This window comes from Peribacillus sp. YIM B13472 (assembly GCF_042788005.1).
Taxonomy (GTDB): domain Bacteria; phylum Bacillota; class Bacilli; order Bacillales; family DSM-1321; genus Peribacillus; species Peribacillus simplex_E.
Window position 1 is genome coordinate 60,846 of sequence record NZ_JBHZPG010000021.1, and the last position, 23,702, is coordinate 84,547.

The window sequence follows — 23,702 nt, forward strand, 5'->3', positions numbered from 1 at the left end:
AACCATCAGCCAGGTGTAAGGTGTTTAAAGCTTATGGGAATATTGGTTGGCCGGTTTATCCAGGCCAAGATTCCCTCGTAATGTGTTACTTTCATATTTAGTGCGGAAAATTCCTTTTGATTGCAGTTCAGGGACAACAAGTTCTACAAAATCCGTTAAAGAATCAGGCAAGAGGGCTGGCATGATATTAAAGCCGTCAGCCGCATTTCCATTCACCCAATCTTCAATCTTATCCGCAATCTGCGTTGGTGTTCCAATTGCGATATGATGTCCACGTGATCCAGCAACCCACTGATATGTCTGACGTAACGTCAAATTTTCATTGATCGCCCGTTTAACGATCAAATCATATTTACTTTGGATGCCATCTACATGCTCTGGTAGCGAAATATCAGCAAACGGTGTATCCAAAGGGATGTTCGAAAAATCTACATTTCCAAAATACCTTCCCATAACAGCCAATCCTATTTCGGGAATGATCAGCTCCTGCAATGCCTCGTACTTTTCTTGGGCTTCCTTCTCAGTCTGTCCCACAATCGGGAACAAACCTGGCATGATGCTCAAGCTGTTTTTCTCCCGGTTAAAAGCGGCCAATTGCCCTTTTAACTCATGGTAAAATGAAATCGCGTCCTCCTTGTTCTCCTGGGCAGTAAAGACAATCTCTGCGTGCTTTGCTGCAAGCAATTGCCCATCACCAGAAGAGCCTGCTTGTACAATGACCGGATGCCCCTGAGGTGAGCGGGAAATATTTAATGGTCCTTTTACATTGAAAAACTCACCTTGATGATTGATTTCATGAAACTTGCTTTCATCAATGAATTGGCCCGTTTCTTTATCGATGACCAACGTATCGTCTTCCCATGAGTCCCACAATTTCTTGGTAACTTCAACAAATTCAGTCGCCCTTTTATAACGGAGACCATGTTCTAAATGTTCTGATTTATTGAAGTTTACTGCAGTAGAGGCAAGGGACGTCGTGACTACGTTCCAGCCAGCGCGGCCGGCGGTAATATGGTCTAAAGAAGCAAATTTCCTAGCAACATTAAAGGGTTCTTCGTAGGTGGTGGAGGCCGTTGAAACCAAACCAATATTGGAAGTTGCCGATGCTAGATAAGATAACAAGGTCAATGGCTCGAATCGAGTCAGAATATTAGGATGCGAGTCCTTTGCAACTGACAAACTATCTGCCAAAAATAATAAATCGAATAAACCTTTTTCGGCAGTCTGGGCCAACCCTTTAAAATAATCGATGCTCATATTACCTTTCGGATTGGCGTTAGGATGTCTCCAGGAAGCAACGTGATGTCCTGTTCCGGCCAAAAATACACCAAGCTTTACTGTTTTCTTTTTCATGTGTCAATTGCTCCTTTATGTCTTCACTTTTAAACGCAGGGGATTTATAATGTAAATATCCTTACTGGTTTACTATGAATTAATGCTGAAATAAAACCCGCTTCCAGTTTAGAAGAGGGTTCCTTCCGGCCAATGTGAATGTATATCTTTACTTTTTTCCACTATAGAAATTGAATCCTTTGTTGGATTGATACGTTAATTTAATATAGAAATTAAATCAAATGGTAGCATCTTGTATAATAAATTGTCAATGTTAAATATTCGCAATATACACACTTACAATTTCCGGGAATTCATTGTTATGATGCTTACGATGCGACTTAAATTAGAACTCATTCTTTACACGTTTATCAACTAGCTTATTTGATAGCTGCTTCATTTGATATTCCTTGAATAATAGCTTTCGTTCTTTACTATTCAGATTTTTAAGGAGATGGACAACCGTTGACTATAAGCAATGTAGAGTTGGAAAATTATCTATTGGAATTCAGGCGTGATCTTCATAGGACACCTGAATTATCAAACCAAGAATTTGAAACGACTAAAAAAATTAAAGAAGCGCTTCAATCTCAAGATATTAAGATACTTGATTTTTCATTGAAAACTGGTGTCGTGGCTGAGATAAAAGGGAGCAAGCCGGGACCTACGATAGCACTTCGCTCGGATATTGATGCTTTACCAATTTTGGAGCAATCTGAGGTGGACTTTCCTTCAAGGCACATCGGCGTGATGCATGCATGTGGTCATGATTTTCACACTTCTGTCATTTTGGGTACTGCTTTTTTATTAAAAAAAGAAGAAAGAGATCTTTCCGGAACGATTCGTTTGATTTTTCAACCTGCGGAGGAAACGGGACATGGTGCAAGTGCTTTAATGGAAACCGGTGTGCTCGATGATGTGGATGTGATTTTTGGCCTTCATAATGATCCGACATTGCAAGTTGGGGAGTTAGGGACAAAACATGGCGCACTGACAGCGGGAGTCGATCGCTTTGAAGTGCATGTTAAAGCAACTGGCTCACATGCGGCCAAACCGGAAGAGGGAAATGATCCGATTATCATAACAGGACATATTATCTCAACGTTGCAAACCATCATCAGCCGCAATGTTGCACCAAAAGAGTCCGCGGTTTTGAGCATCACTCAAATTCATAGTGGCTCAACGTGGAATGTTATCCCGGATAGTGCATATTTGGAAGGAACCGTCCGCACCTTCAGTAAAACTCAACGAGAGTTCATCCAGAAACGTATGAAACAAGTCCTGCACGGCATAAGTGAAACTTTCAATGCAAATGTTGAATTGTCATGGCATCCTGGCCCTCCATCAGTTGATAATACGCCTGAATGGGCAGATTTGGCGCTTCAGGTTGGAGACACAGCAGGATACACGACAAAAACGTTGGAAGCTAGCTCCATAGGGGAAGACTTCGCTTTTTACCAAGAAAAAATACCAGGTGCTTTCGTAATGATAGGGTCGGGCGGTCCATATGACCTGCATCATCCTAAGTTTATAGTAGATGAAACGGCACTTTTTCCAGCTGCTTCTTATTTCCGCTTATTGGCTTTAGAAGCGTTAAAAAAAATCCCTAAATGAAATATTAGAAGAGAAGGAGGTCCAATCATCAAAACTTATCCATTGAATGAGTCGGATCGTGATTTAATAGAAGCTGCAAGTGCAAGAATTAGGGATCTTTACGAGGAAAATAGGCATCATGTTGGCGCTGCATTAAAGACAAGGTCAGGAAAAATCGTTGCTGCCGTACATATTGAAGCATATATTGGCCGGGTTACCGTATGTGCAGAAGCCATTGCGATTGGCAAGGCGATATCGGACGGCGAAAAGGGATTCGATACCATCGTGGCGGTTAAGCATCCCTATTCCGATGATGAAGACAGAGCTTTAAAAGTGGTTAGCCCGTGTGGGATGTGTCGGGAATTAATCTCGGATTATGCAAAAGAGTGCTTTGTCATACTGAATGTTAATGGGGAAACGGTCAAGGTGAAAATCGGTGAATTACTGCCGTATAAATACACGAGGGATTCATGATAAATGCAACGGAAAACAACACGCTTAGGAGAATTCATAAGCGTGTTGTTTATTATTTCAAACTAGATGGCAAGTATTGTTCACAGATGATGATATCATCGTCTGTTAGAACATAAGGATGTGTTTCCAACAATATGGTCTTCAGGTAGTCTGGCATCCTCTCACCTTTGTACGCACAAATTAATGGAAACGACAGCAAATTTACAGCTTCATCTACTGTTCTCTCAAAATCCTCTATGATATGCAGCGGTTCTTCCATGGTTGCCCATTCCACATGTGCCCATGATCGGAAAGAGATTTTATTTTCCACATAGGGCTGTACCGTTTTATTAAAGTATTCTTCGATTGCAGGAGGGTGATAACTGCCGCTTGAACAATAGAAATCGAAGTTGTTCACAAAGTGAAGGAGCTTCATTTGATCTTTTGTTAACCGAGTGCTTAGTTCTTTATGGATAATGGGGTAAATACGGTCATTTTCAACAAGAATGACGTAATCCCCCGCCATGATGCCGTCTTGGATAAAATTCAAAACTTGTTTAATGTAATTTTCCATTTCATTATAGGAATACAGCACATGAACGTTTTTTTGGACTTCAAACAACTGATTCATTTTGCTTTTCAATATATCATTCCTTCTTTCATGTATCGCTTCAATTATACTTGAATTCCATAAGCAGGACAAAATGAGAACTTTTTTAACTGACGGCTTCGGTGCTTTTCCTTATTATTTCAGCCGCTCGATTAGGTCGGTCATTTTATCCAAAGTGGTTACGTTCTGGTTGCATTTCATACTGTCCAGACAAATATAATTCCCTTTTTTAATGAATGTCCCTTGGACGGTTCCTTTTGTTTCAGACATGAACATCCCTACTTCTTCAAAGCGGCTGCATATGGCACAGATCCCTTTTTTGTTGGCAGGTTTAATGGTTCCGTGCAATCCAGTGAGTTTAGTATGATGGGGTGCAATGATGAATTTCTTTCCGGATCCGACATCATCCCATCCCAAGTATGAAATCTCTCTCAAATCAATGTTTTCCAACAAAGGGGCTTTTAATTTCTTTGCTTTAGGAAATAATTTTTTTATCGTTTTTTCGGTTACTTCTTTAAATGGGATCACAAATGGCTTTATCTGTAAGAGAAAGACTTCGGCTTGTGCGGGATCTTTAATGGTATCCACTGGATCCAGCAGTTGTTTTTGCTCTTCGCTCAAGTCACTGAATAAGCTTAATACTCGTTCTTTGGCGACTGTTTTCAGGGTGTTGATCACATCCTTATCGTTGGCCGTCGCGTGTCCATTTATGAGAATCTGTGTTTGGGATTTTATGAAGTTATACTGCTCGCTCCTGATAAAAGGTTCCATTTTCTTCACTCCTGTTTCTGTTGCTCGTTACTTGTCACATGATACCGTTTTTCTTAACTTTACATAAATCGCATCAGCTTTAAAAGGGGGAAAACGACTAAGAAACATACTCGGCATACGAATAGCACTGATATCATTATCAGTGCTACCCATGCAATCCTATTTGGAATAAACGATTTTCTTGATGGTTTCCGCGGAGAGAAAATGTTCCTCGGCTAATTGATGGATGGTATGACCGGCTTTGAATGCATATTTTATAGAGGCATTTCGGTCATCGATCAATTCCCTTGATCCCGAACGGGTTCCCCATTTGTGATGGGCCTTTTCAGGTTTAGGGATATATATGGTCTCACCTTGCACATACTTTTGAATTTCAACGATCAGCTTTTCAGGCAAAACGGCCGTCGCTTTTACATATTTCATTTCTGCCAGCCCCTTATTCTTTTTTAAGAATGAAATAAGGTGCAAAGCCGAATATTAGAAATGATAAGGCGGGCGATTAAGTTTAGCTTAATTCAACCCCATGCAAAGTATCGCCTCCAATACTAGGCTTTGCATGAGATGCTGCAGAAGGTGGCATTAACATTCTTATTGCCATCTTTACACCTCCCCGTTGTGTCCCTGAAGAACACGTATTGTTCTTATTATAAAATATTTAAGGGTGGTTGCCAAACTTTTTCCAATGTTAAAGATGAATCGGCGGGCTGATTGTTTGATAATGTTCTGAGTCCATGAAATAATTTGATTGGAAACCAAACTAACCATTATGGGAGCTGACCTATATGAAAGTATTCGTAGTTGGGGCAAATGGGCAGATCGGTAAATATCTTGTAGATTTATTAAAAGATAGCCCGGAATATAGTGTACGGGCAATGGTTCGTAAAGAAGAACAAAGTAGGCATTTAGAGAAAAATGGAATTGAATCTGTCGTCGTCAGTTTAACTGGATCGGTGGATGAGATTGCGAATGCGGCAAAAGGCTGCGATGCCATCGTGTTTACAGCAGGATCCGGAGGAAGCACTGGTGCTGATCAAACGCTGTTGATTGATCTGGATGGTGCTGTTAAAACGATCGAAGCGGCAGAAAACTTGGGAATCAACAGATTCATCATGGTGAGTGCATTTCAGGCCAATAATCGCGAAAACTGGAATGAAGCCATCAAACCGTATTATGTGGCCAAGCACTATGCGGATAGGGCATTGTTACAAAGCGATTTAAATTATACTATCATTAGGCCAGGCGGTCTGGTGAATGAACCGGGGACGGGTAAAGTGGCCGCGGCCGAAGAATTGGAAAGAGGTTCGATTGCCCGTGAAGATGTGGCTCGAACGATTTTTGCTTCTTTAACAGAAGAAAATACCTACAAGCGTTCATTTGATTTAAACTCTGGTGATACTGCAATCGCGGAAGCATTAAGGGAAATTTAACGAAAAAAAGGAGGCAGGGCCACTCAGGGGGAGTGAGCCCTGCCTTATTTAATTCCTTCAATATGTTTGATGACCTTCGCTGGGTTTCCGCCGACAACAACGCCTTCAGGAACATCCTTTGTTACGACCGCCCCTGAAGCGACAACGGAATGATTCCCTATTGTTACGCCAGGATTGATGATGGCCCCTCCGCCAATCCATACATGATCCCCAATCGTAACCGGTTTTCCGTATTCCACTCCAGAACTGCGTTCAAAGGGATCCAGCGGATGTGTGGCTGTATAGATATGCACTCCGGGAGCCAACATGCAGTCCCTGCCAATTTTCACTTCACAAACATCCAAAATGACACAATCGAAATTAGCATAAAAGTTTTCCCCGACAGAAATGTTGTATCCATAGTCACAACGGAAAGTGGGTTCAATATATACATTTAGCCCAGTGGAACCTAAAAGCTGTTTAAGCAGGGCAGTTCGTTCGTCCCCTTCGCTTTCCGTTGTCTGATTGTATAACCGGGTCAACTTTCTGGCATTTTCCCTATCTCTTATTAATTCCGGATCAGCGGCCATGTAAGGTTCCCCGCTTACCATTTTTTCTTTTTCAGTATTCATGTTAACTCCTCCAATTTTCTTGTTTTTTAGATAGTTTTAATAAATATCTGAATATTAAAATATTTTTTCTGCAAAATAAATTGCAGTACTTTTTACTCAACTTTTCTGTTGAATCTAAATGCCTCGCTCGTTTTCTCAAAAAGAAGTAAGAAAAGAAAGATTTTTCCGAATAATGAATGAAATAGCTTTGACAAACGTTCCGCCGGATTTTATAGTAAGGAGAGTTATGGATGATTGATAGTTTCATGAAGGTACATTTTAACAGATAGGTAGAATACGTTCGTAGTTCATGTCACTTCTTTTATCGGAAATTGATGGACAACTCTTTTCTTCGTTAAGATAATCAAAACAATGGAGGGCTCTATATGTCACAGAAAGCACCACTTTCTTTTATCATTGTAACAGGGCTAATGCTTTTTGCTTTATTTTTTGGTGCAGGAAACTTAATTTTCCCTGCCATGCTCGGGCAATCTGCCGGGACTAATTTATGGTCGGCCAGTTTAGGATTCATCATTACTGGGGTGGGTTTGCCATTCATTACAATATTGGCATTTGGTTTTTCGGGAAAAACTGATGTTCAATCGCTTGCAAGCAGGGCACACCCGTTATTCGGCATCATTTTCACAGTCGTTCTTTATTTATCGTTGGGACCGCTTTTCGCGCTTCCCAGAACGGGAAGTGTATCCTATGAAATAGGAATTAAACCTTTCCTTTCTAATGATGTCGGCTTTTTACCATTGCTGGTATTCACGATCATCTACTTTGGAATTGCCTGTTTATTATCCATTAATCCATCAAAAATGCTGGATATCGTCGGAAAAATATTAACACCATTATTATTGATTTTCATCGGGATTCTCATTGTGGTCGCAATCATTAACCCAATGGGTGAAATTCAGTCGCCATCGGCAGATTATTCAGATAATTCTTTCTTCAAGGGATTTAAAGAAGGATATTTGACTATGGATACGCTGGCAGGGTTTGCATTTGGGATCATAATCATTAACGCGATCAAAGATAAAGGGATAACATCAAGAAAAGAAGTGTTAGGATTTTGTATGAAAGCTGGCTTAATAGCTGCCACTTTGTTGGTGATCGTTTATGCGTCTATAACTTATGTCGGGGCAACAAGTGTGGAAAAGCTCGGTCAGCTGGGTAATGGAGGAGACGTTTTGGCTCAAGCCTCGAATCATTTTTTCGGATCGGCTGGTGCTGTGTTGTTGGGGTTGATTGTGATCGCTGCATGTCTAACGACAAGCATCGGTTTGATAACGGCTTGTGCTACGTATTTCAATAAAATACTGCCTGCTGTATCGTATAAATCATATGTTGTCATCTTTTCTGTTTTTAGTGCGGCTGTTGCCAATGTAGGTTTGACCAAGCTCATTTCCATTACAGTGCCTGTGTTAACGGCTCTTTATCCCGTGGCGATCGTTTTGATTGTTCTAACATTCTTCCATTCCTTTTTTAAAGGGAAATCGGAGGTATATTTAGGAAGCTTATTATTAACGGCCATCATCAGCATAATGGATGGAATAGTGGCATCAGGCATTAAAATGGAAACTGTTTCGGACCTTTTCACTCAATACCTTCCACTATACAGTGTAGGGGTGGGATGGGTGATTCCTGCCATCATCGGCGGTGTATTGGGCTATATGATATACCTGATGAAAGGGGACCCTAAGGAAGCCTATTAAGGGTCATCATTTACTATATGAGAATGAACTTCGAATCATGAAAGGAGCTGTCTTGATGACAGCTCTTCAGTTTGTCGACAAAAGGGGATTCGGAATAGTCTCATCCCGAACCATGATTTTAAAACAAGACTAGATTATCCTTAATGTTTTTTACTATAATCATCACTGGAATGAAGAAATTTGCGACACTCCTGCTGAATAACTGGCTAGCCGAGATACCAAAGGAGCTTGCGACGAGGAGGACTGCAGACAATCGTAGTAAAAGGAGCGGATTTTCTGAAATCAAGCTGGAACTTTTTTTGAGGGTTTGTAAGATTTGAACGTTGATTTTCACTCCAGGCACTCGCTTTCCGCGGGCGGTCGGGGAGCCTCCTCGGCCGCCCGCGGGGTCTCCCCTAGACGCGCTTTTCCCGCAGGAGTCTCGTACACCCGCTCCAATCAACTTTGTCTTACCTTTTAGATAGAACACTTTTGCCTGGAGTCATTTTTGTTTTAAAATAGAAGTATTAAAACTTGAGGTGATGAGGATGCTTTCTAAACATGATTCTATTCAGCGAGATCAACTTGAAATGATTACTTTAGATCAACTGGTGCCACCGAACCATTTGGTTCGTAAAATGGAGGCTGCCATTGACTTCACTTTCATTTATGACTTGGTGAAAGATATGTATTCAGAGATAGGACGCCCAAGTATTGATCCTCTGATGACGAGTTTTTTGTCACCGAATCTGAAATTTATGGGAATAATAAACTCTATCATCAATTGAAAAAGAACTTCGAATAAGAAAAACATAGGGAGATTTTAGTCTTCCTATGTTTTCATTCATGTTATTTATCTGTTTGTTTTTGCTTCTTTTTCAAATACTCCGCACGTATTTTTTCAAGTTGCTTCTTTTTATCAAATTTGGCAGGCGTCTGTTTTTCATGAAACTTTGTCACAGCTACCTGACCTTTGTAATCCAATTGATATTTTCCCACTTTGTTCACCTACTTTTCTTGTCTTTAAAGAGAATCTATTCAACAAATATAATATACCTTATTTTACTGAAGTAAACCTTATTACTTTATTAGTGTACTCTAACTTTGCATATATAAGTAAAAACATTAAAAACTTAGTAAAATAATACATCGCCAAATGGTATTCATTTCATTGCTATAATCAAAATAAAATGCCTTGACACTCTGCATAAGCTTCAATAATTCTATTTATTGTTTGTTCAGCTCTCTTCTAAAGGTCCAATTGTTCGGTAAATAAGGTTTAAAATATTAAAACATTCTAAGTCTACTCCATCTTTTAAATGGTTCTTAATGCTAATAACCATTACGTTCTCGATGATTTCAAATTTAGGTTTTTGAGGGGAAATATTTTTTTTTGCAAAGTCTTTTTACTACTTGTTTAAAAAAATCTACATCCCCAATATTTTTCTCCAAAAAATCACCACTTGTTATTAACTTTTCTACTTACATCTATCTTAATCTAAATATTACCTTATTCAACTAACCTGCCCCGATAGTTGCATAAAGAAAGAGCTGCCTTAAAGACAGCTCAGATCTTCAGCTAACGCACCCGTTAGTTGAAGAACAATAAGCATTATATTGAACCTATAATCCTAAAACCTTAACAGTTATAATGATCAACAATAAAATGATATTTAGCCAGACGAAAAATTTAATCATAACCTCAGCCCAAAACTTCCTACGCAATCCAAAATAAAGGATAACACCATAAAAAAACAGGCTAAGAACTACACGAAATTCAGAAACTTTTTCAATTCCCAAGTCGAAAAAATCAATGAATGTATTTATTAAAACAGACATAGTAAATAAAAAAATGTATATCTTAAATTTTTTTTCTTTTCTCTGGGACTCATCTTTAAATTCATACATTTTTCTTACCTCAACCTATCTTCTTTTTCCTTAAGTTTAAACTAACCTGCCCCTTTTAGTTCCACAAGAAAAGAGCTGCCTTAAAAACAGCTCCGATCTTCAGCTAAGACACCCGTTAGTTCATCAAGAAATCAACAACATCATTTAACAGAGCCTTTAGAAAAAACTAAAGGCAAACTCGCTTTTCTTCATATTTGTCTATAGTCTGGAGGGTTCGAATGGTCTAATCCCAAACCATGATTTTAAAAGAAGACTTGGTTATCCTTCATGTTTTTTACCTTTTTATATGGATGGAACCCTCACTAGATTGAAGAAATTTGCGACACTCCTGCCGAATAACTGGCTAGCCAAGGCCTCATAGGCGCTTGCTTTGATGAGGCTTGGCAGACAATCGGCGGAAAGGGAGCGGTTTTCCGAAATCAACTAGAACGTCTTTTAAATAAAAAAACTACAGGCAAACATGCTTTTCTTTGAGTTTGTCACAGTCTGGGAGCTGTCTTGATGACAGCTCCTTTTCTTAGTGTTTGTTTTTAATGGGAAAGAGCCTTAAAATGTTCAGAAAGGGGTGTAGGAACACAATGATCAATCGATTACCAATAGAAATCGCAAATATATTACAAGCAAGCAAAAAAAATCCTGTTCAATTCGAGGAATTGATCAGGAGCGGCGGATATCTGCCTCCCGAGATGGAGTTGATGGTGGATGCCATCACGGCCTTAAGCATGGGGAAGAATATCCTTTTGAAGGGTCCGACAGGGGCTGGAAAGACAAAGTTTGCCGAGACACTATCGAATTTATTCAACCAGCCGATGTTCAGTGTCAACTGCTCAGTCGACTTGGATGCCGAAAGCTTATTGGGCTTCAAGACGTTGGCTTACAAAGAGGAAAAACAAGTGATAGAATTCGTACCTGGACCAGTGACCAATTCGATGAATCACGGTCACTTCCTATATATAGATGAAATCAACATGGCAAAACCGGAAACTCTGCCGCTTATCAATGGTGTGCTTGATTACAGAAGGACGATAACGAATCCGTTCACGAATGAAGTCATAACGGCAAAAGATGGCTTTAATGTGATTGCTGCAATCAACGAAGGGTATGTCGGTACAGTGCCGCTGAATGAAGCGCTAAAAAATAGGTTTGTCGTAATTGAAGTTCCTTATATCGAAGGGGAGCAGTTAAAGCAATTGATAGAAACCAATACAAAGTTGAACGATCCAAGAAGCATTGAATTGTTCGTTAAACTGTCGAGTGATTTGATAAATGCCGTGAATCAAGGGAAGGTGGCTGAAGATGCGGCATCGATCAGGGCTTTGCTTGATGCTTGCGATCTGAGTGTGTTGATCCCGCCGAAACGGGCGATTCTTCGTTCCATAGTGGATAAGTTGGACGAGGAACGGGAGCGTGAGTTTGTGAAGAACTTGGCTGACACATTATTCTAACTAGGAGAATGCCTCATGAAGTATATCCGTTTCAATGATTCAATAATAGATACGGCTCTTTTTTTACAGCTGCAGGATCTCTCGACTGTTTTATCCGGCATTCCTGAGCTGGAATTCGAATACAATTATGGCTCCTTCATTGATCTGATCGAGAATAAGGTCACAGCGAGCCATTTTTGGGAAAATGGCAATAAGGAAGTGAAGGAAGCGGGACTGAAAACGGACGTGCTCCTTAGGACGATAGGTACGCTGCATCATTCAACAATCCAGAGCATGAAGGAGTATCAGGACATCATCGGGGAAAGTTCGCTTCCGAAGTTTGCAGCCCAATTATTCGCTTTACTGGAAGACTTGCGATTGGAAGAACTGGTGAAGAAACAAAGGCCAGGCACGAAAAAATGGTTTTCGGTAAGGGGGGCTTACCTTAAACAATATTTCGAAAGCCAATTGACGACGAATGTCACAAGAAGTTTTGCACTTGATGAATTGTACTGCCTCATATATTTACTGCTTCAATCTGACAGGCCGGATCCGATTTTCCCAAGAGCCAATGTACCGCAGCTGGAAGAACTGGAGAAACTCAAACCGTTCATCCATTCTGTCTTTGAAGCCACTAAAACCAGTGATATCACGAGGATCTGCGAGCAAATCGTTTTCCGTGTGAACGATGGATACGAGGATACGATGAATGAATATTTCATCTTTCCCATTGCAAATGTGGAAAAGTATAAGGCAAATACCTTATTTGATGAACTGACTAGAAATGATGAACTGTTGAACGATGATACAGAAGATGCAGACGAAGAAAAAAGTGAGTTCATTGATGAAAAATTCTCGACCTGGCACCGGGAGAATAAGAATGGCGAGAGTAATTCGACTTTTCTTCAATTTGAATTGGAGCAGGGAACGAAAACAAGTCTGATGGGCGGAGGTGCACGGGAAGCGGAAGATGCCGACCAAGCACTGGCTTCCATCCAGGGTTCATCAGGGGAAAGTCAACAAAAGGAATACAATCAGCAGGAAACGCTGGAGAAGAAACAAACGAATATGGGCAAAAGTGGTGAACATCCATTTGGTGAAGAAAACAAAGACGTCGTTCAGGTAATCAAGGAAGCAAAAATACCAACACTTACGGAAGAGAAACGCTACCGTGAATTTGTTGCGGATATCGAACCGTTCAAGAGAAAACTCTCCAGTACAATTGAAAAGACACTGGAAAATAAAAAGAACGCACCAAGAAAAGATTTGGTTTTTGGCCGCTTATCGAAGAAATTACTGCCGCTTGTATTTGAAGAAAATCCTCGGGTCTTTTATAAAAAGAACCAGGATTCAAATGAAATGGATGCCGTATTCACATTGCTGATCGATTGCTCCGCTTCCATGCATAACAAAATGGATGAAACAAAGCGAGGGGTCGTCCTGTTTCATGAAGTACTGAAAAAATTAAGGATTCCCCACTCGATCGTTGGATTTTGGGAAGATGCAAATGAAGTGAGAGAAGGATATCAGCCGAACTACTTCCATGTGATCCAGTCCCATTCCGATTCTCTTTATCTAAACTCAGGAGCTAAAATCATGCAGCTTGAACCAGAGGAAGACAACAGGGACGGATACAGTATCAGGGTAGCTGCAATGGAATTGGAAAAAAGGCGGGAAAAAAACCGGTTCTTGCTCGTGTTTTCCGATGGTGAGCCGGCAGCAAGCGATTATGATCAAAATGGGATTGTTGATACACATCTTGCTGTTTCGGATGCCAGGAAAAAAGGCATAGAAGTCATCGGCCTGTTTTTAGCGGATGGAGGCATCGAGGAAAGTGAAGAATTGACGATGAAAAACATCTATGGCAAAGAACGCCTAATGATTCCGAGTGTAGCGGAATTGCCAGAGCAATTTACACCGCTGTTAAAAAAACTGTTGCTCAAGACCATATGAGAAACCAAGTTCTTGCACTCGTCATTTAATCGGGAAAATGCATTTGATTAGAATATAAGTAAAAAACGCAGTAGGATTCAATGGACCTTACTGCGTTTTTTTGTTTATTATGACAGTTATTTGCAGTAAATGAATATATTGATGGAAACTTGAAAAAACAATGCGATTCTTTTGGCGGGATTAGGGTAAACCATAAATGAGGAAGTGATCGTTTTGATGAATTTACTTTTTATGTTACTTTATTTTATAATCATTGTTCTTGTTATTGAAATATCGGTTACCTTGCTGAAATTGACTGGATTAAAAAGCACAGTGGCTAGATTTCAGGTTATCTCCATGCTGACGGGTACTGGTTTTACAACTGACGAGTCAAAATCCATCATTGATCATCCCGTTCGAAGGAAAATAAGCATGTTTTTAATTTTATTTGGTGCTTTCTCACTTGCTGTCATCATTTCATCGATCAGTACATTGCTTACGGATGATCTGCGTTTGACGGAGTTAAGCATCATTATAGGAATACTGGTGGTCTTAGTCGTATTAGTGAAATCTCCATTCCTGCATAATAGAATATCGAATAAGATGAAAAGTGAAATGTACAATCATTATGAATTATGGGAACACCCGATAGAGGAGGTCCTATTTTTAGAAGATGAAGACGTGGTCATGGAAATCGATATTTATGAGGACTCCGAATTCATAGATGTCAAAGCCTGTGACGTCATATCACATGGAGCCGACATCAATATTTTATTTATTGAAAGCGGAGAAGTGAAAATCAGGAAAGAGTTATATGAGTATAAAATCAAATTAGGTGATAACCTCTTTTTATATGGAAATAAAAAAGAGATAGAAGACACATTCTCAAAAGAAATCGAAGAGATGAAGAAGAAAAAAAGTACAACGGAGTGAAAAGAGTCCCAGCCCTATGTTAAGGCTGGGACCTTTTGAAGATGGGCCTCATTAGTGTTTTTTATTCGGTAATTTCTGAGCGGGATTCCCATTGCCTTGACGGCGGAAATTGCCTTCTTCCTTTTTCTGCTGCTCTTGAATGCTTTCAACAAATTCCTTTGAACTTTTCATGGAATGTACCTCCTCTGATATTTTCTTCTTTACTATAACCAGAAGAGGTGAAATTCATGAGTAATGCATGGGATTTGACTACATTAACGGGGATAAAAGACTAAATATCATAAAAAGCATGGGCACTAAATGCAAAAAGAGGAAGCCTCTGGACGAAGTTATGAATGATGTATCCATTACACGACCATTTTCCAACAACAGCTCTTGCACGGCCCACTAGCATTGCACCAACTGAAACTCCTTGAAGACCTTCATTAATATTCTTCGAAAATTTCTGTTAAGTGTAACCCGGAAATTAAAGCAACAACGGATCCCTTTATAAAAAAACCTTTCTAACATGAACATAACTTTGCGAATACGCCAGGTATGTGTCTTGAATTTGAAAATTTGAATTTCAAAAATGAAACGTCAAGATTCGATTCAGATGATTTAATTGAGTTATAAAAAAAACTGTACTCAATTAAAGCGAATCCAAAAAAATGAAGTAGACCTGCTATCTATGGGATTCAGGCGATACAGTGATATTATTAAAGGAATTGAGTGGGTAATTGAAGCAGATATCGACAATAACTTATGGTTGAAGGGGCAGGGGGGAATGTGCGAAAGTTAATTATTGGTATTGTGTCAATTTCATTAATAGTTTATGGATATTACTACTGCATAGCTCAAATGGATAAAAAGACCAATGCAATTGAACTTAACGTCCAACAATCACTTGAACATCAATCGACAACAGACGACTATGAGAGTTTTAATTATAAAATTACCAATCATACAAATGAAAATGTCAATCTGCGATTTGCTACAGGTAATGAAATAGACGTAGAAATCCACACTTTAACTGACAGTCCAATTAAAGAGGGTACTGTCATTACTGTTGAACCTGAACCAACTGAAGAACACTGCAAGGAATTTAGTAAAGGAGACACATGGGAGTATACGATAAGAATTAATTCAAAGTTGCTTTCCAAAGGTGACTATCAATTAACTGCCCAATTTACTCCAAGTAATGCTATAACTCATAATAAAGTTGAGCAAATTATAACTCAACCTTAACAAATATAAAAATACTTCACAAATATGCTGCTAAGTATCCACTAGAATGTTCACTATCTGAAATGGACAAACAATAAAAAGACGAAATTGCTCCGAATTCTGGGGAATTCCGTCCTTTTACGCTTGGAAAATATCCCTTTAAATATCGCCATCTAATGTTAGAATACATCACATTAGAATATTTTGAATATTGACAAAAAAAGGGGCGGTATCTATAATAATCAATAATAATATCCATGAATAAACGTTTATTGGGGTTTTGCCTATGGAACGGACAATGACTGTCCGAGAATTATGTGAGGTGCATACTCATTTACTGGACAAGGATATTCAGATTCTTGAAAACCTATCAACGAATTTATCGTTGATAGCCAATTTGAATAAAGCGAATGTGTTTATCGATTGTCCTGTGCTTGAAGGGAAGCATGCCATTGTCGTCGCAGAGGCATGCGGACATTCAGTGAAATCGGTTTATGATCATCCGGTTGTCGGGAAATTTGCCTATGAGGCTTTTGAACCGGCAGTATTTTATGTATTGCGGACCGGAAAGGACATGTTCGTGAATCGGGCATTGACTCAAGAAGGAGCAATGGTCCAGCAAAGTGTCGTTCCAATCAAGGGGGAATGCAATCGGGTCATCGCCGTTTTGATCATGGAAAAGGTGATTCATGAAGAACCTGAAACTTCAAAACAGTTTGATAGGCAAGATCAACAAAATTCCTTAGTTCCTGAATTTATCGAGGAGTCCATTTTCCTGATTAATAACCAAAACCGACTTGTCTATACGAATCCTGCTGCCATTAATCTAGTATCGGATATATGTTTGACGGACTGTGTTTTAGGAGAATCCATTTTCGATTATTTTCCTGGCTTTGCCGATGTTCTTGCTTCAAAAGAGGACATTTTAATGAAGGAAATGAACATTGGTAAAAAGATTTTCCAAATAAAGAAATTCCATTTGGGCAACAAGAATTCCGATGAAACGTTCATCATCATCCGGGACCTGACAGAACTGCGGGATAAAGAGAGAGAGCTGATTAGCAAGTCAGTGGCCATTCGTGAAATTCATCATAGGGTGAAGAATAATTTGCAGACAGTCGCCAGTTTGCTTCGGCTGCAAATGAGGATAGGAGCCCCTGAAGAAAGCAAGCCCCATTTACTGGTCAGTTTGAACCGGGTGTTAAGCATATCGTCGGTTTATGAAATCATTTTGGCAAGCAGTCAGGTCGATCATGTGGACCTGCTGGAGCTTATTAGGAAAATTGGCGAGATGATTGTTCATACGGAGGGTCATGCCCGTCAAAGCCTGAGCATTGAATATAGTGGTGATGAGCTTCATTCCATTGATTCCGGCATTGGCATTTCTGTCGCCCTGGTTGTGAATGAGCTCATTCATAATTGTGTGAAGCATGCTTTCAAGGAAGGGACGGAAGGGAAGATTACCGTATGCTTTCAAAAGGATGGTCCTGAATTGGAAATTCAAGTAAAAGATGATGGCATCGGATATTCACCGGCAGTAAAACCAACTTTAGGGCTGGATATCATCCGCATGACTGTGGAAAATGATTTGGATGGGGAGTTTTCGATTCATCGGATTAAAGAAGGTACACTGGCTTCTGTAAGATTTCCATACAAGAGGTAGGTGGGAGAAGTGGTCAAGAGGATTTTGGTCGTGGAGGATGAATCGATTGTTCTGCTTGATATAACGATCATGCTCAAGGATGCAGGCTTCGATGTGGTAGGACATGCCCGTAACGGCGAGAAGGCGATTGAATTGGCACATGCACTACAGCCGGATCTCGTTTTGATGGATATCAAAATGCCAAAAATGAATGGGCTTAAGGCTAGCGATGTGATATCCAATACTTTTCAGATTCCGGTCCTTCTTTTAACTGCATTCAGCCAGCGTGAATATATCGACGAGGCGAAGCGCGCGAATATCGTCGGATATCTTGTAAAGCCAATTACGGAGGCGAATTTGATTCCGGCGGTTGAAATAGCTTTGCAGCAAGCAGCTAATACAAAGAAGCATCAGGAACGAAATGCTCAATTGGATGAAACGCTCACAAATCGTAAAGTCATTGAAAAGGCAAAAGGAATTATCATGAAAAGGAAGAATGTAACGGAAGAAATCGCTTACAATAAGCTGAGAAGGCTAAGTATGGATAAGCAGCTTTCCATGGAGACGGTGGCACGTCGAATCATTGCAAATGATCAAAAACAAGTAAATAGATGAAGCAATGGCGCTTTGATGGACCAAATTGGTTATAGGCAGGCATTTCTGCCGAGCAACCTAAGTTTGGGCTATAAAAGGCGTCTTTTTTTATACCCTTTTTTTAAAGTCGATAGGCCAAAATAAATCGGAATTCAGGGGGAATATGTATGGAGATGGTAGGTAAGTTCGTTATTTATATCATTATGGTGTGTGCCGTTGTCGGTGCTATTGCATCGATTAAAGACAGTGAGCAAGGCTTGGGCAAACAGTTCATGGAAGGTTTGCATACCGTTGGCCATATATTTATCCCGGCAGCTGGAATCATGGCATCGATCCCTTATTTATCATGGTTCATCGATACAGTATGCGGCCCGATTTTCGCTGCGATCGGTGCAGATCCCGCCCTCGCCGCAACAACGATTTTGGCAACGGATATGGGGGGTTACCAATTGGCGGCCGAGCTGCAGGAATCCTATGAAGGCTGGATCATGGCGATGATTGTCGGATTTATGTCCGGGGCAACGATTGTATTCTCGATTCCAATGGGGCTTGCGATGCTGGAGAAGCGTGATCATAAATACATGGCACTTGGTGTCATGTCAGGAATCCTGACGATTCCGATTGGCGCTTTTATCTCAAGCGTGCTGGTGGTGGCAACGAATTCGAAAATCCGTGAAGTGATTTCCACGAATGCGGATTCTACATATGAATTCGCGTTGAGCTATTTGGAAATTGCCCTGAATCTTTCCCCTCTTCTTATTTTTGTGGTCTTGCTCGCGTTAGGTCTTTATTTCCTGCCGGATTTGATGATCAAAGGTTTCATGTGGTTTGGAAAAATATTGGATGCCGCGATCAAACTTGTACTCGTGTTTTCGATCGTGGAAATTTTCACCGGACTGTTTTCCAATGTATTTGGTGCTTGGGGGTTCCATCCGATCATGGCCGATAAGGCAGACCAGTTCCGTGCCCTGGAAACGGCGGGGTATATCGGGATAATGCTCGCAGGTGCTTTTCCTATGATTTACCTGATTCAAAAATACGCAGGCAAGCCGCTTGAAGCGATGGGCGGCAAAATCGGGCTGAGCAAAGCGGGGAGTGCAGGGATATTAGCCACGGTAGCCAATATATTAGCGATGTTCAAACTTGTTAAAGATATGCCGCCGAAGGACAAGGTCATAAACATTTCCTTCGCTGTGTGTGCGGCCTTCCTATTAGGGGATCATTTATCATTCACAGCCAACTTTCAACCCTCCTTGATATTGCCGATCATTGTCGGTAAGCTATCTGCCGGAGCGATTGGAATCGGTCTTGCTTACTGGCTGTCCGTTCCGAAAGCTTTGGAATTGGAGGAAAAGGATCGTGAAGCAGGGGTTATCGGTGTAAATGAATATAAAACGAAAAACGCAGAAGAAAAAAGCAATGAAATCCAAGTGGTGTAAAACTGGGGTGTGATTTTAATGAATGAACAGGTGGAACGAATCATCAGTGCAGGAATTGATATTGGCACCAGTACGACGAAACTTGTTATCAGCGAGCTTTCGCTTAGGAATGTGGCGGGTGGCGGACAGGTGCCAAAAATTGAAATTACCGATAAGAAAATTCTGTATCGAAGTCCCATTTTCAGGACCCCGCTTTTATCCGATACGGTAATTGATATACCTGCTGTTCAAAGAATGGTGGAAAGTGAATACCATCAAGCAGGGATCACGATCGAAAACATACAAACAGGGGCTGTCATCATTACGGGGGAAACGGCAACGAAACAAAATGCAGAAGAAATGGTTTACCGGTTATCTAAAGCGGCGGGGGAATTCCTTGTAGCGGCAGCCGGTCCGGACTTGGAAGGAATCATTGCCGCCAAGGGATCCGGTGCCCATCAACATTCCATAAAGACAAGAAAGACTGTAGCGAACATAGATATTGGCGGGGGAACCGCGAATATTGCCGTATACCGTTCCGGCATGCTTTGCGGAACTTGCACACTGCATATAGGAGGCCGTTTGGTGGAGTGGGAGGGAGCGAAGGTGAAGGTTGCTCCTTCAATAGGGAAATGGCTGAAATCAAAGGGGCACACTCCTTTGAATGGTGATGGGGCAATCATCACAAATGAAATGGCGAAGGTGCTTTCGAGGTTTTTGGCTGGTTCATTCACAAAAGAAGATGAACTTCTTTTAGTGGGGAAGGAGCCATCATGGACAGGACGAATCGATGTGTTGATGTTCTCGGGAGGTGTCAGTGATTGCATCTATCATCAAGAACGGGAGGACAAAAGCTTCCGGGATATCGGCATGATGCTTGCCGCCTCTATTAAGGAAAATGAAGAATTGGCTGCATGGGAGTGGGAACAGCCCGTTGAAACGGTTCGGGCGACTGTCCTTGGAGCAGGCGCACATACGACTGAAATAAGCGGTGCGACCATCGAGGTGAATGATTCTCATCTGCCCGTTCGCAATATCCCGGTCTATCGGGTCGATTTTCATGACGTGATTGATGATGTAGCCGCGAGAATGGCAAAAGCTGTTCAGGATGCGATCACGATATACGACCCCTTGCAGGAGGGCCTGAATTTTGCCTTTTATTTAACGAATTTACCTTATCAATCATTTCGGGACATTCACCAGCTCGCAGTCGCTTTTACCGAGGCTTTGATGCAAAAACCGAATCGGCAGCAGCCTCTGATCATTGTCATGGATAGTGATTATGGGAAGGCACTTGGTCAAACCGTTCTAGCGAAACAACCGGATCTGCCGGTCATTTGCATTGATCAGACAGAAGTGGAACATGGTGATTATTTAGATATAGGAAGGCTGCTGCGGACTGGGGTCGTTCCGGTTGTAGTAAAAACGCTAACCTTTCACAGTTAGGAAAAGGAGGATTATACGATGAAATTATCCACTCAATACTTTGGGGAAATCCATCAATTCAAATCGTTGAAAGAAGTCTTGGCCAAAGCGAATGAAGAGAAATCAGGAGATAGGCTTGCGGGAATTGCAGCAGATTCGGTCCAAGAACGGATTGCGGCGAAAGCGGTGCTTAGCGAATTGACTTTGGCGGACATCAGGAACTATCCCCTGCTCTCCCCGGAAGAGGATGAGGTGTCGCGAATCATTGATGGTCTCATCAATGGAACCATCTATCAATCCGTGAAGAACTGGAGCGTTGCCGAGCTGCGTGAATATATTTTGAGTGACGAAACGACTGGAGAGGATTTAAAGCGATTAAGCAGAGGATTGAATAGTGAAATGATTGCTGCGGCAGCCAAGTTAATGTCGAACCTCGACCTTATCCATGCAGCCAATAAAATTGAAGTGCTCACCAAGAATAATAGCACGATCGGATACAAAGGAACGCTTGCTTCGCGCCTTCAGCCTAACCACCCGACCGACAATGTGGATGGCATGCTGGCTTCTTTAAAAGAAGGCCTCTCCTATGGAGTCGGGGATGCACTCATTGGAATCAACCCTGTCGATGATTCGGTCGAAAGCGTAAAGCGGCTGCTTCATGCGACACAGGATGTCATCCGGAAGTGGAACATCCCGACCCAAAATTGTGTGCTTGCGCATGTGACTACGCAAATTAAGGCCGTACAGCAGGGTGCGCCTGCTGATATGATTTTTCAAAGCATCGCCGGAACGGAAACGGCCAATCGCTCTTTTGGAATTAACGTACAATTGCTCGAAGAAGCAAATGAGGTCGCGAAAGCCTATGGGACCGGCACTGGCCCGCAGCATCTTTATTTTGAAACGGGGCAAGGCTCCGAGTTATCGGCTGAAGCGCATTTCGGAATCGATCAGGTGACGCTTGAAGCCAGGAACTATGGATTTGCCCGCTATTTTGATCCGTACATTGTCAATACGGTCGTCGGATTCATCGGACCTGAATATCTATATAACAGCAAGCAGGTCATCCGCGCCGGGTTAGAAGATCATTTCATGGGAAAAATGCATGGACTGCCGATGGGTGTGGATATTTGCTATACGAATCATATGAAGGCGGATCAAAATGATATCGAGGACTTGGGTGTGCTTTTAACGGCGGCTGGCGTGAATTTCATCATCGCAACTCCGATGGGGGATGACTGCATGTTAAACTACCAGTCTTTGAGTTACCACGATATTGCGACTTTGAGGCAAACGATGGATAAGCGGCCTGCCCCGTTATATGAAGCCTGGCTGGAGAAGATGGGGATTATGGAGAATGGAAAATTAACGAAGCGTGCCGGTGATCCAACTATATTTAACCATTAGGAGTGGATGATATGGGAATGAATAATAAGGAACAATTGGATGCCTTGATAGCGAAAACCCCTGCGCGGATAGGGGTGGGCAGGTCAGGGACCCGGCCGAAAACGGATTCTTGGCTGAAATTCCGTTTTGACCATGCGGCGGCCGTCGATGCTGTATATGGTGAAGTCAGTGATATCCTTTTGAAACGGTTGGATTTATTCAAGGTGAAAACGAAGGCCGAGGATAAGGAAGTCTATTTACGGCGTCCGGATTATGGCAGGAAGCTTTCGGATGAAGCAAAGCGGGTGATAGAAGCCAAATGCATAAAGGCCCCAACGGTTCAAATCATCATTTCCGATGGCTTAAGTGCCAAGGCGATCGAAGAAAATGTGGAGGATGTCTATTTATCTTTCAAACAATCTTTGGCAGTGGCAGGTTTGCATACGGGTACACCTTTTTATATTGAAAAGGGTAGGGTTGCCGTAATGGATGATATCGGTGAAATTCTTGGACCTGAGGTCATTGTCTTGTTGATCGGTGAACGGCCTGGTCTAGTCAGTGCTGAATCATTGAGCGCTTATATTTGTTATAAACCACGTTTGGGTACCATTGAAGCAGAAAGGATGGTCATTTCCAACATCCATAAAGGAGGGATTCCCCCGGTTGAAGCCGGAGCGCATCTTGGCACGGTCATTCAAAAGATCCTCAAATACCAAGCGAGCGGCATGTCCCTTGTGAAGAAGGAAAATGAAGAAGAAAAGCATGAAAAACTCGGTTGAGAAATAAAGATGGAGGTGCGAATTACTCCACTCAGTTTGTCGGCAAAAGGGGGGGCGGGATGGTTCCGGACGATGATTAAGACTAGGTCGTTGATTTCCTCTGCAGGAACTCGCTTTCCGCGGTCGGTCCGGAACGCTCACATCTCGAACCATGATATGAAAACAAGACTAGATTATCCTTCATGTTTTTTACTGAAATCAACTGGAACATATTTTAAATAGGCTCTGTTAAAGGATGTTGTTGATTTCCTTGATGAACTAAACCAGCTAATAGTTAGTCAACATTTTTCAATGAAAACTTAAAATATTTCATGCTATACTAAATTTGTGCATGCTAAATAACCTTCCAATGAACTATATTTGGAAAGTTTTGTGCTATTTAGTTATACTTTTAAACTAGGTTAGATCTTGGAAAGTCGAGTTATTTTGTAATAGTGCATAAATCCATTGTAGAAGCTTATTGGCACATGCTATCACAGCTACTTTAAAGGGCTTTCCTTCTTCACGCTTCTTATCATAGAACTCTCGTAATCTCTTGTTCCGAGGGATGATTTCATCTGTCGTTTTCTTCTTGCGACAATCACG

20 protein-coding genes and 3 pseudogenes are annotated in these 23,702 nt (G+C 41.3%); 15 read left to right on the forward strand and 8 right to left on the reverse strand.

Going from position 1 to position 23,702, the window contains the following annotated elements; translation table 11 throughout:
• Positions 1-24: 24 nt before the first annotated feature.
• Complete coding sequence (locus tag ACFX4I_RS16540; protein WP_230301532.1) at positions 25-1,353, reverse strand: LLM class flavin-dependent oxidoreductase; 1,329 nt, start codon at positions 1,351-1,353, stop codon at positions 25-27.
• Between the two features lie 450 nt (positions 1,354-1,803).
• On the opposite strand from ACFX4I_RS16540, the gene ACFX4I_RS16545 reads away from it, so the two are divergent.
• Complete coding sequence (locus ACFX4I_RS16545; RefSeq protein ID WP_377421827.1) at positions 1,804-2,946, forward strand: amidohydrolase; 1,143 nt, start codon at positions 1,804-1,806, stop codon at positions 2,944-2,946.
• A 24-nt stretch (positions 2,947-2,970) separates the two neighbouring features.
• On the forward strand, positions 2,971-3,399 hold the full coding sequence (locus tag ACFX4I_RS16550) for a cytidine deaminase (RefSeq protein ID WP_230301575.1): 429 nt from the start codon (positions 2,971-2,973) through the stop codon (positions 3,397-3,399).
• 52 nt (positions 3,400-3,451) lie between these two features.
• Here ACFX4I_RS16550 and ACFX4I_RS16555 read toward each other — a convergent pair whose 3' ends face one another.
• From ACFX4I_RS16555 to ACFX4I_RS16565, 3 genes are all read right to left on the reverse strand, one after another.
• On the reverse strand, positions 3,452-4,021 hold the full coding sequence (locus ACFX4I_RS16555; RefSeq protein ID WP_377421808.1) for an MEDS domain-containing protein: 570 nt from the start codon (positions 4,019-4,021) through the stop codon (positions 3,452-3,454).
• A 102-nt stretch (positions 4,022-4,123) separates the two neighbouring features.
• Entirely contained in the window at positions 4,124-4,759 is a 636-nt protein-coding gene (locus ACFX4I_RS16560; RefSeq protein ID WP_377421810.1) for a FusB/FusC family EF-G-binding protein, read from the reverse strand.
• 159 nt (positions 4,760-4,918) lie between these two features.
• Positions 4,919-5,182, reverse strand: a complete 264-nt coding sequence (locus ACFX4I_RS16565) for a CD3324 family protein (protein WP_377421812.1) — start codon at positions 5,180-5,182, stop codon at positions 4,919-4,921.
• A gap of 359 nt (positions 5,183-5,541) precedes the next feature.
• Between ACFX4I_RS16565 and ACFX4I_RS16570 the strand changes: the two genes are divergently transcribed.
• The gene (locus tag ACFX4I_RS16570; RefSeq protein ID WP_377421814.1) at positions 5,542-6,186 is read left to right on the forward strand and encodes an SDR family oxidoreductase; all 645 of its coding nucleotides are present in this window, start codon (positions 5,542-5,544) and stop codon (positions 6,184-6,186) included.
• 44 nt (positions 6,187-6,230) lie between these two features.
• On the opposite strand, the gene ACFX4I_RS16575 is transcribed toward ACFX4I_RS16570, so the two are convergent.
• Positions 6,231-6,797, reverse strand: coding sequence for a sugar O-acetyltransferase (locus ACFX4I_RS16575; RefSeq protein ID WP_283932278.1), 567 nt, complete (start codon positions 6,795-6,797; stop codon positions 6,231-6,233).
• A 365-nt stretch (positions 6,798-7,162) separates the two neighbouring features.
• Between ACFX4I_RS16575 and brnQ the strand changes: the two genes are divergently transcribed.
• Positions 7,163-8,494: a branched-chain amino acid transport system II carrier protein gene (gene brnQ, locus ACFX4I_RS16580; protein WP_377421816.1), complete on the forward strand. Its 1,332-nt coding sequence runs from the start codon at positions 7,163-7,165 to the stop codon at positions 8,492-8,494.
• Positions 8,495-9,021: 527 nt separating this feature from the next.
• Positions 9,022-9,201, forward strand: a pseudogene (locus tag ACFX4I_RS16585) (transposase); the annotation flags it as partial.
• 121 nt (positions 9,202-9,322) lie between these two features.
• Here ACFX4I_RS16585 and ACFX4I_RS16590 read toward each other — a convergent pair.
• Positions 9,323-9,472, reverse strand: a complete 150-nt coding sequence (locus tag ACFX4I_RS16590) for a hypothetical protein (RefSeq protein WP_172827351.1) — start codon at positions 9,470-9,472, stop codon at positions 9,323-9,325.
• A 1,487-nt stretch (positions 9,473-10,959) separates the two neighbouring features.
• Here ACFX4I_RS16590 and ACFX4I_RS16595 point away from each other — a divergent pair.
• The 3 genes from ACFX4I_RS16595 (at position 10,960) to ACFX4I_RS16605 (ending at position 14,670) form a co-directional block, all read left to right on the forward strand.
• Entirely contained in the window at positions 10,960-11,826 is an 867-nt protein-coding gene (locus ACFX4I_RS16595) for an ATP-binding protein (RefSeq protein WP_283932277.1), read from the forward strand.
• A gap of 15 nt (positions 11,827-11,841) precedes the next feature.
• Complete coding sequence (locus ACFX4I_RS16600) at positions 11,842-13,758, forward strand: vWA domain-containing protein (protein ID WP_309519737.1); 1,917 nt, start codon at positions 11,842-11,844, stop codon at positions 13,756-13,758.
• 216 nt (positions 13,759-13,974) lie between these two features.
• The gene (locus ACFX4I_RS16605) at positions 13,975-14,670 is read left to right on the forward strand and encodes a hypothetical protein (RefSeq protein ID WP_230302993.1); all 696 of its coding nucleotides are present in this window, start codon (positions 13,975-13,977) and stop codon (positions 14,668-14,670) included.
• 51 nt (positions 14,671-14,721) lie between these two features.
• Here the strand turns inward: ACFX4I_RS16605 and ACFX4I_RS16610 are convergent, their stop codons facing one another.
• The gene (locus ACFX4I_RS16610; RefSeq protein WP_061465287.1) at positions 14,722-14,841 is read right to left on the reverse strand and encodes a DUF4023 family protein; all 120 of its coding nucleotides are present in this window, start codon (positions 14,839-14,841) and stop codon (positions 14,722-14,724) included.
• A 597-nt stretch (positions 14,842-15,438) separates the two neighbouring features.
• Here ACFX4I_RS16610 and ACFX4I_RS16615 point away from each other — a divergent pair.
• The 7 genes and pseudogenes from ACFX4I_RS16615 to eutC all read left to right on the forward strand — a co-directional run.
• Positions 15,439-15,897, forward strand: coding sequence for a hypothetical protein (locus ACFX4I_RS16615; RefSeq protein WP_377421819.1), 459 nt, complete (start codon positions 15,439-15,441; stop codon positions 15,895-15,897).
• 265 nt (positions 15,898-16,162) lie between these two features.
• Complete coding sequence (locus ACFX4I_RS16620; protein ID WP_377421821.1) at positions 16,163-17,539, forward strand: sensor histidine kinase; 1,377 nt, start codon at positions 16,163-16,165, stop codon at positions 17,537-17,539.
• A 9-nt stretch (positions 17,540-17,548) separates the two neighbouring features.
• Entirely contained in the window at positions 17,549-18,133 is a 585-nt protein-coding gene (locus tag ACFX4I_RS16625; RefSeq protein WP_192206791.1) for an ANTAR domain-containing response regulator, read from the forward strand.
• Positions 18,134-18,279: 146 nt separating this feature from the next.
• Complete coding sequence (eutH, locus tag ACFX4I_RS16630; protein ID WP_377421823.1) at positions 18,280-19,551, forward strand: ethanolamine utilization protein EutH; 1,272 nt, start codon at positions 18,280-18,282, stop codon at positions 19,549-19,551.
• An 18-nt stretch (positions 19,552-19,569) separates the two neighbouring features.
• The gene (locus ACFX4I_RS16635; protein ID WP_377421825.1) at positions 19,570-20,976 is read left to right on the forward strand and encodes an ethanolamine ammonia-lyase reactivating factor EutA; all 1,407 of its coding nucleotides are present in this window, start codon (positions 19,570-19,572) and stop codon (positions 20,974-20,976) included.
• A gap of 18 nt (positions 20,977-20,994) precedes the next feature.
• Positions 20,995-22,359, forward strand: a complete 1,365-nt coding sequence (locus ACFX4I_RS16640) for an ethanolamine ammonia-lyase subunit EutB (RefSeq protein WP_309519741.1) — start codon at positions 20,995-20,997, stop codon at positions 22,357-22,359.
• Between the two features lie 29 nt (positions 22,360-22,388).
• A pseudogene (eutC, locus tag ACFX4I_RS16645) lies at positions 22,389-23,117 on the forward strand (ethanolamine ammonia-lyase subunit EutC); the annotation flags it as partial.
• 396 nt (positions 23,118-23,513) lie between these two features.
• On the opposite strand, the pseudogene ACFX4I_RS16650 reads toward eutC, so the two are convergent.
• Positions 23,514-23,702: pseudogene (locus ACFX4I_RS16650) on the reverse strand (IS110 family transposase); the annotation flags it as partial.

Coding starts and splice junctions, on each gene's coding strand:
- ACFX4I_RS16605 (WP_230302993.1), top strand. CDS start 13,975: ATGAATTTACTTTTTATGTTACTTTATTTTATAATCATTGTTCTTGTT.
- ACFX4I_RS16595 (WP_283932277.1), top strand. CDS start 10,960: ATGATCAATCGATTACCAATAGAAATCGCAAATATATTACAAGCAAGC.
- ACFX4I_RS16540 (WP_230301532.1), bottom strand. CDS start 1,353: ATGAAAAAGAAAACAGTAAAGCTTGGTGTATTTTTGGCCGGAACAGGA.
- ACFX4I_RS16570 (WP_377421814.1), top strand. CDS start 5,542: ATGAAAGTATTCGTAGTTGGGGCAAATGGGCAGATCGGTAAATATCTT.
- eutH (WP_377421823.1), top strand. CDS start 18,280: ATGGAGATGGTAGGTAAGTTCGTTATTTATATCATTATGGTGTGTGCC.
- ACFX4I_RS16575 (WP_283932278.1), bottom strand. CDS start 6,797: ATGAATACTGAAAAAGAAAAAATGGTAAGCGGGGAACCTTACATGGCC.
- ACFX4I_RS16560 (WP_377421810.1), bottom strand. CDS start 4,759: ATGGAACCTTTTATCAGGAGCGAGCAGTATAACTTCATAAAATCCCAA.
- ACFX4I_RS16640 (WP_309519741.1), top strand. CDS start 20,995: ATGAAATTATCCACTCAATACTTTGGGGAAATCCATCAATTCAAATCG.
- ACFX4I_RS16600 (WP_309519737.1), top strand. CDS start 11,842: ATGAAGTATATCCGTTTCAATGATTCAATAATAGATACGGCTCTTTTT.
- ACFX4I_RS16620 (WP_377421821.1), top strand. CDS start 16,163: ATGGAACGGACAATGACTGTCCGAGAATTATGTGAGGTGCATACTCAT.
- ACFX4I_RS16565 (WP_377421812.1), bottom strand. CDS start 5,182: ATGAAATATGTAAAAGCGACGGCCGTTTTGCCTGAAAAGCTGATCGTT.
- ACFX4I_RS16610 (WP_061465287.1), bottom strand. CDS start 14,841: ATGAAAAGTTCAAAGGAATTTGTTGAAAGCATTCAAGAGCAGCAGAAA.
- ACFX4I_RS16635 (WP_377421825.1), top strand. CDS start 19,570: ATGAATGAACAGGTGGAACGAATCATCAGTGCAGGAATTGATATTGGC.
- brnQ (WP_377421816.1), top strand. CDS start 7,163: ATGTCACAGAAAGCACCACTTTCTTTTATCATTGTAACAGGGCTAATG.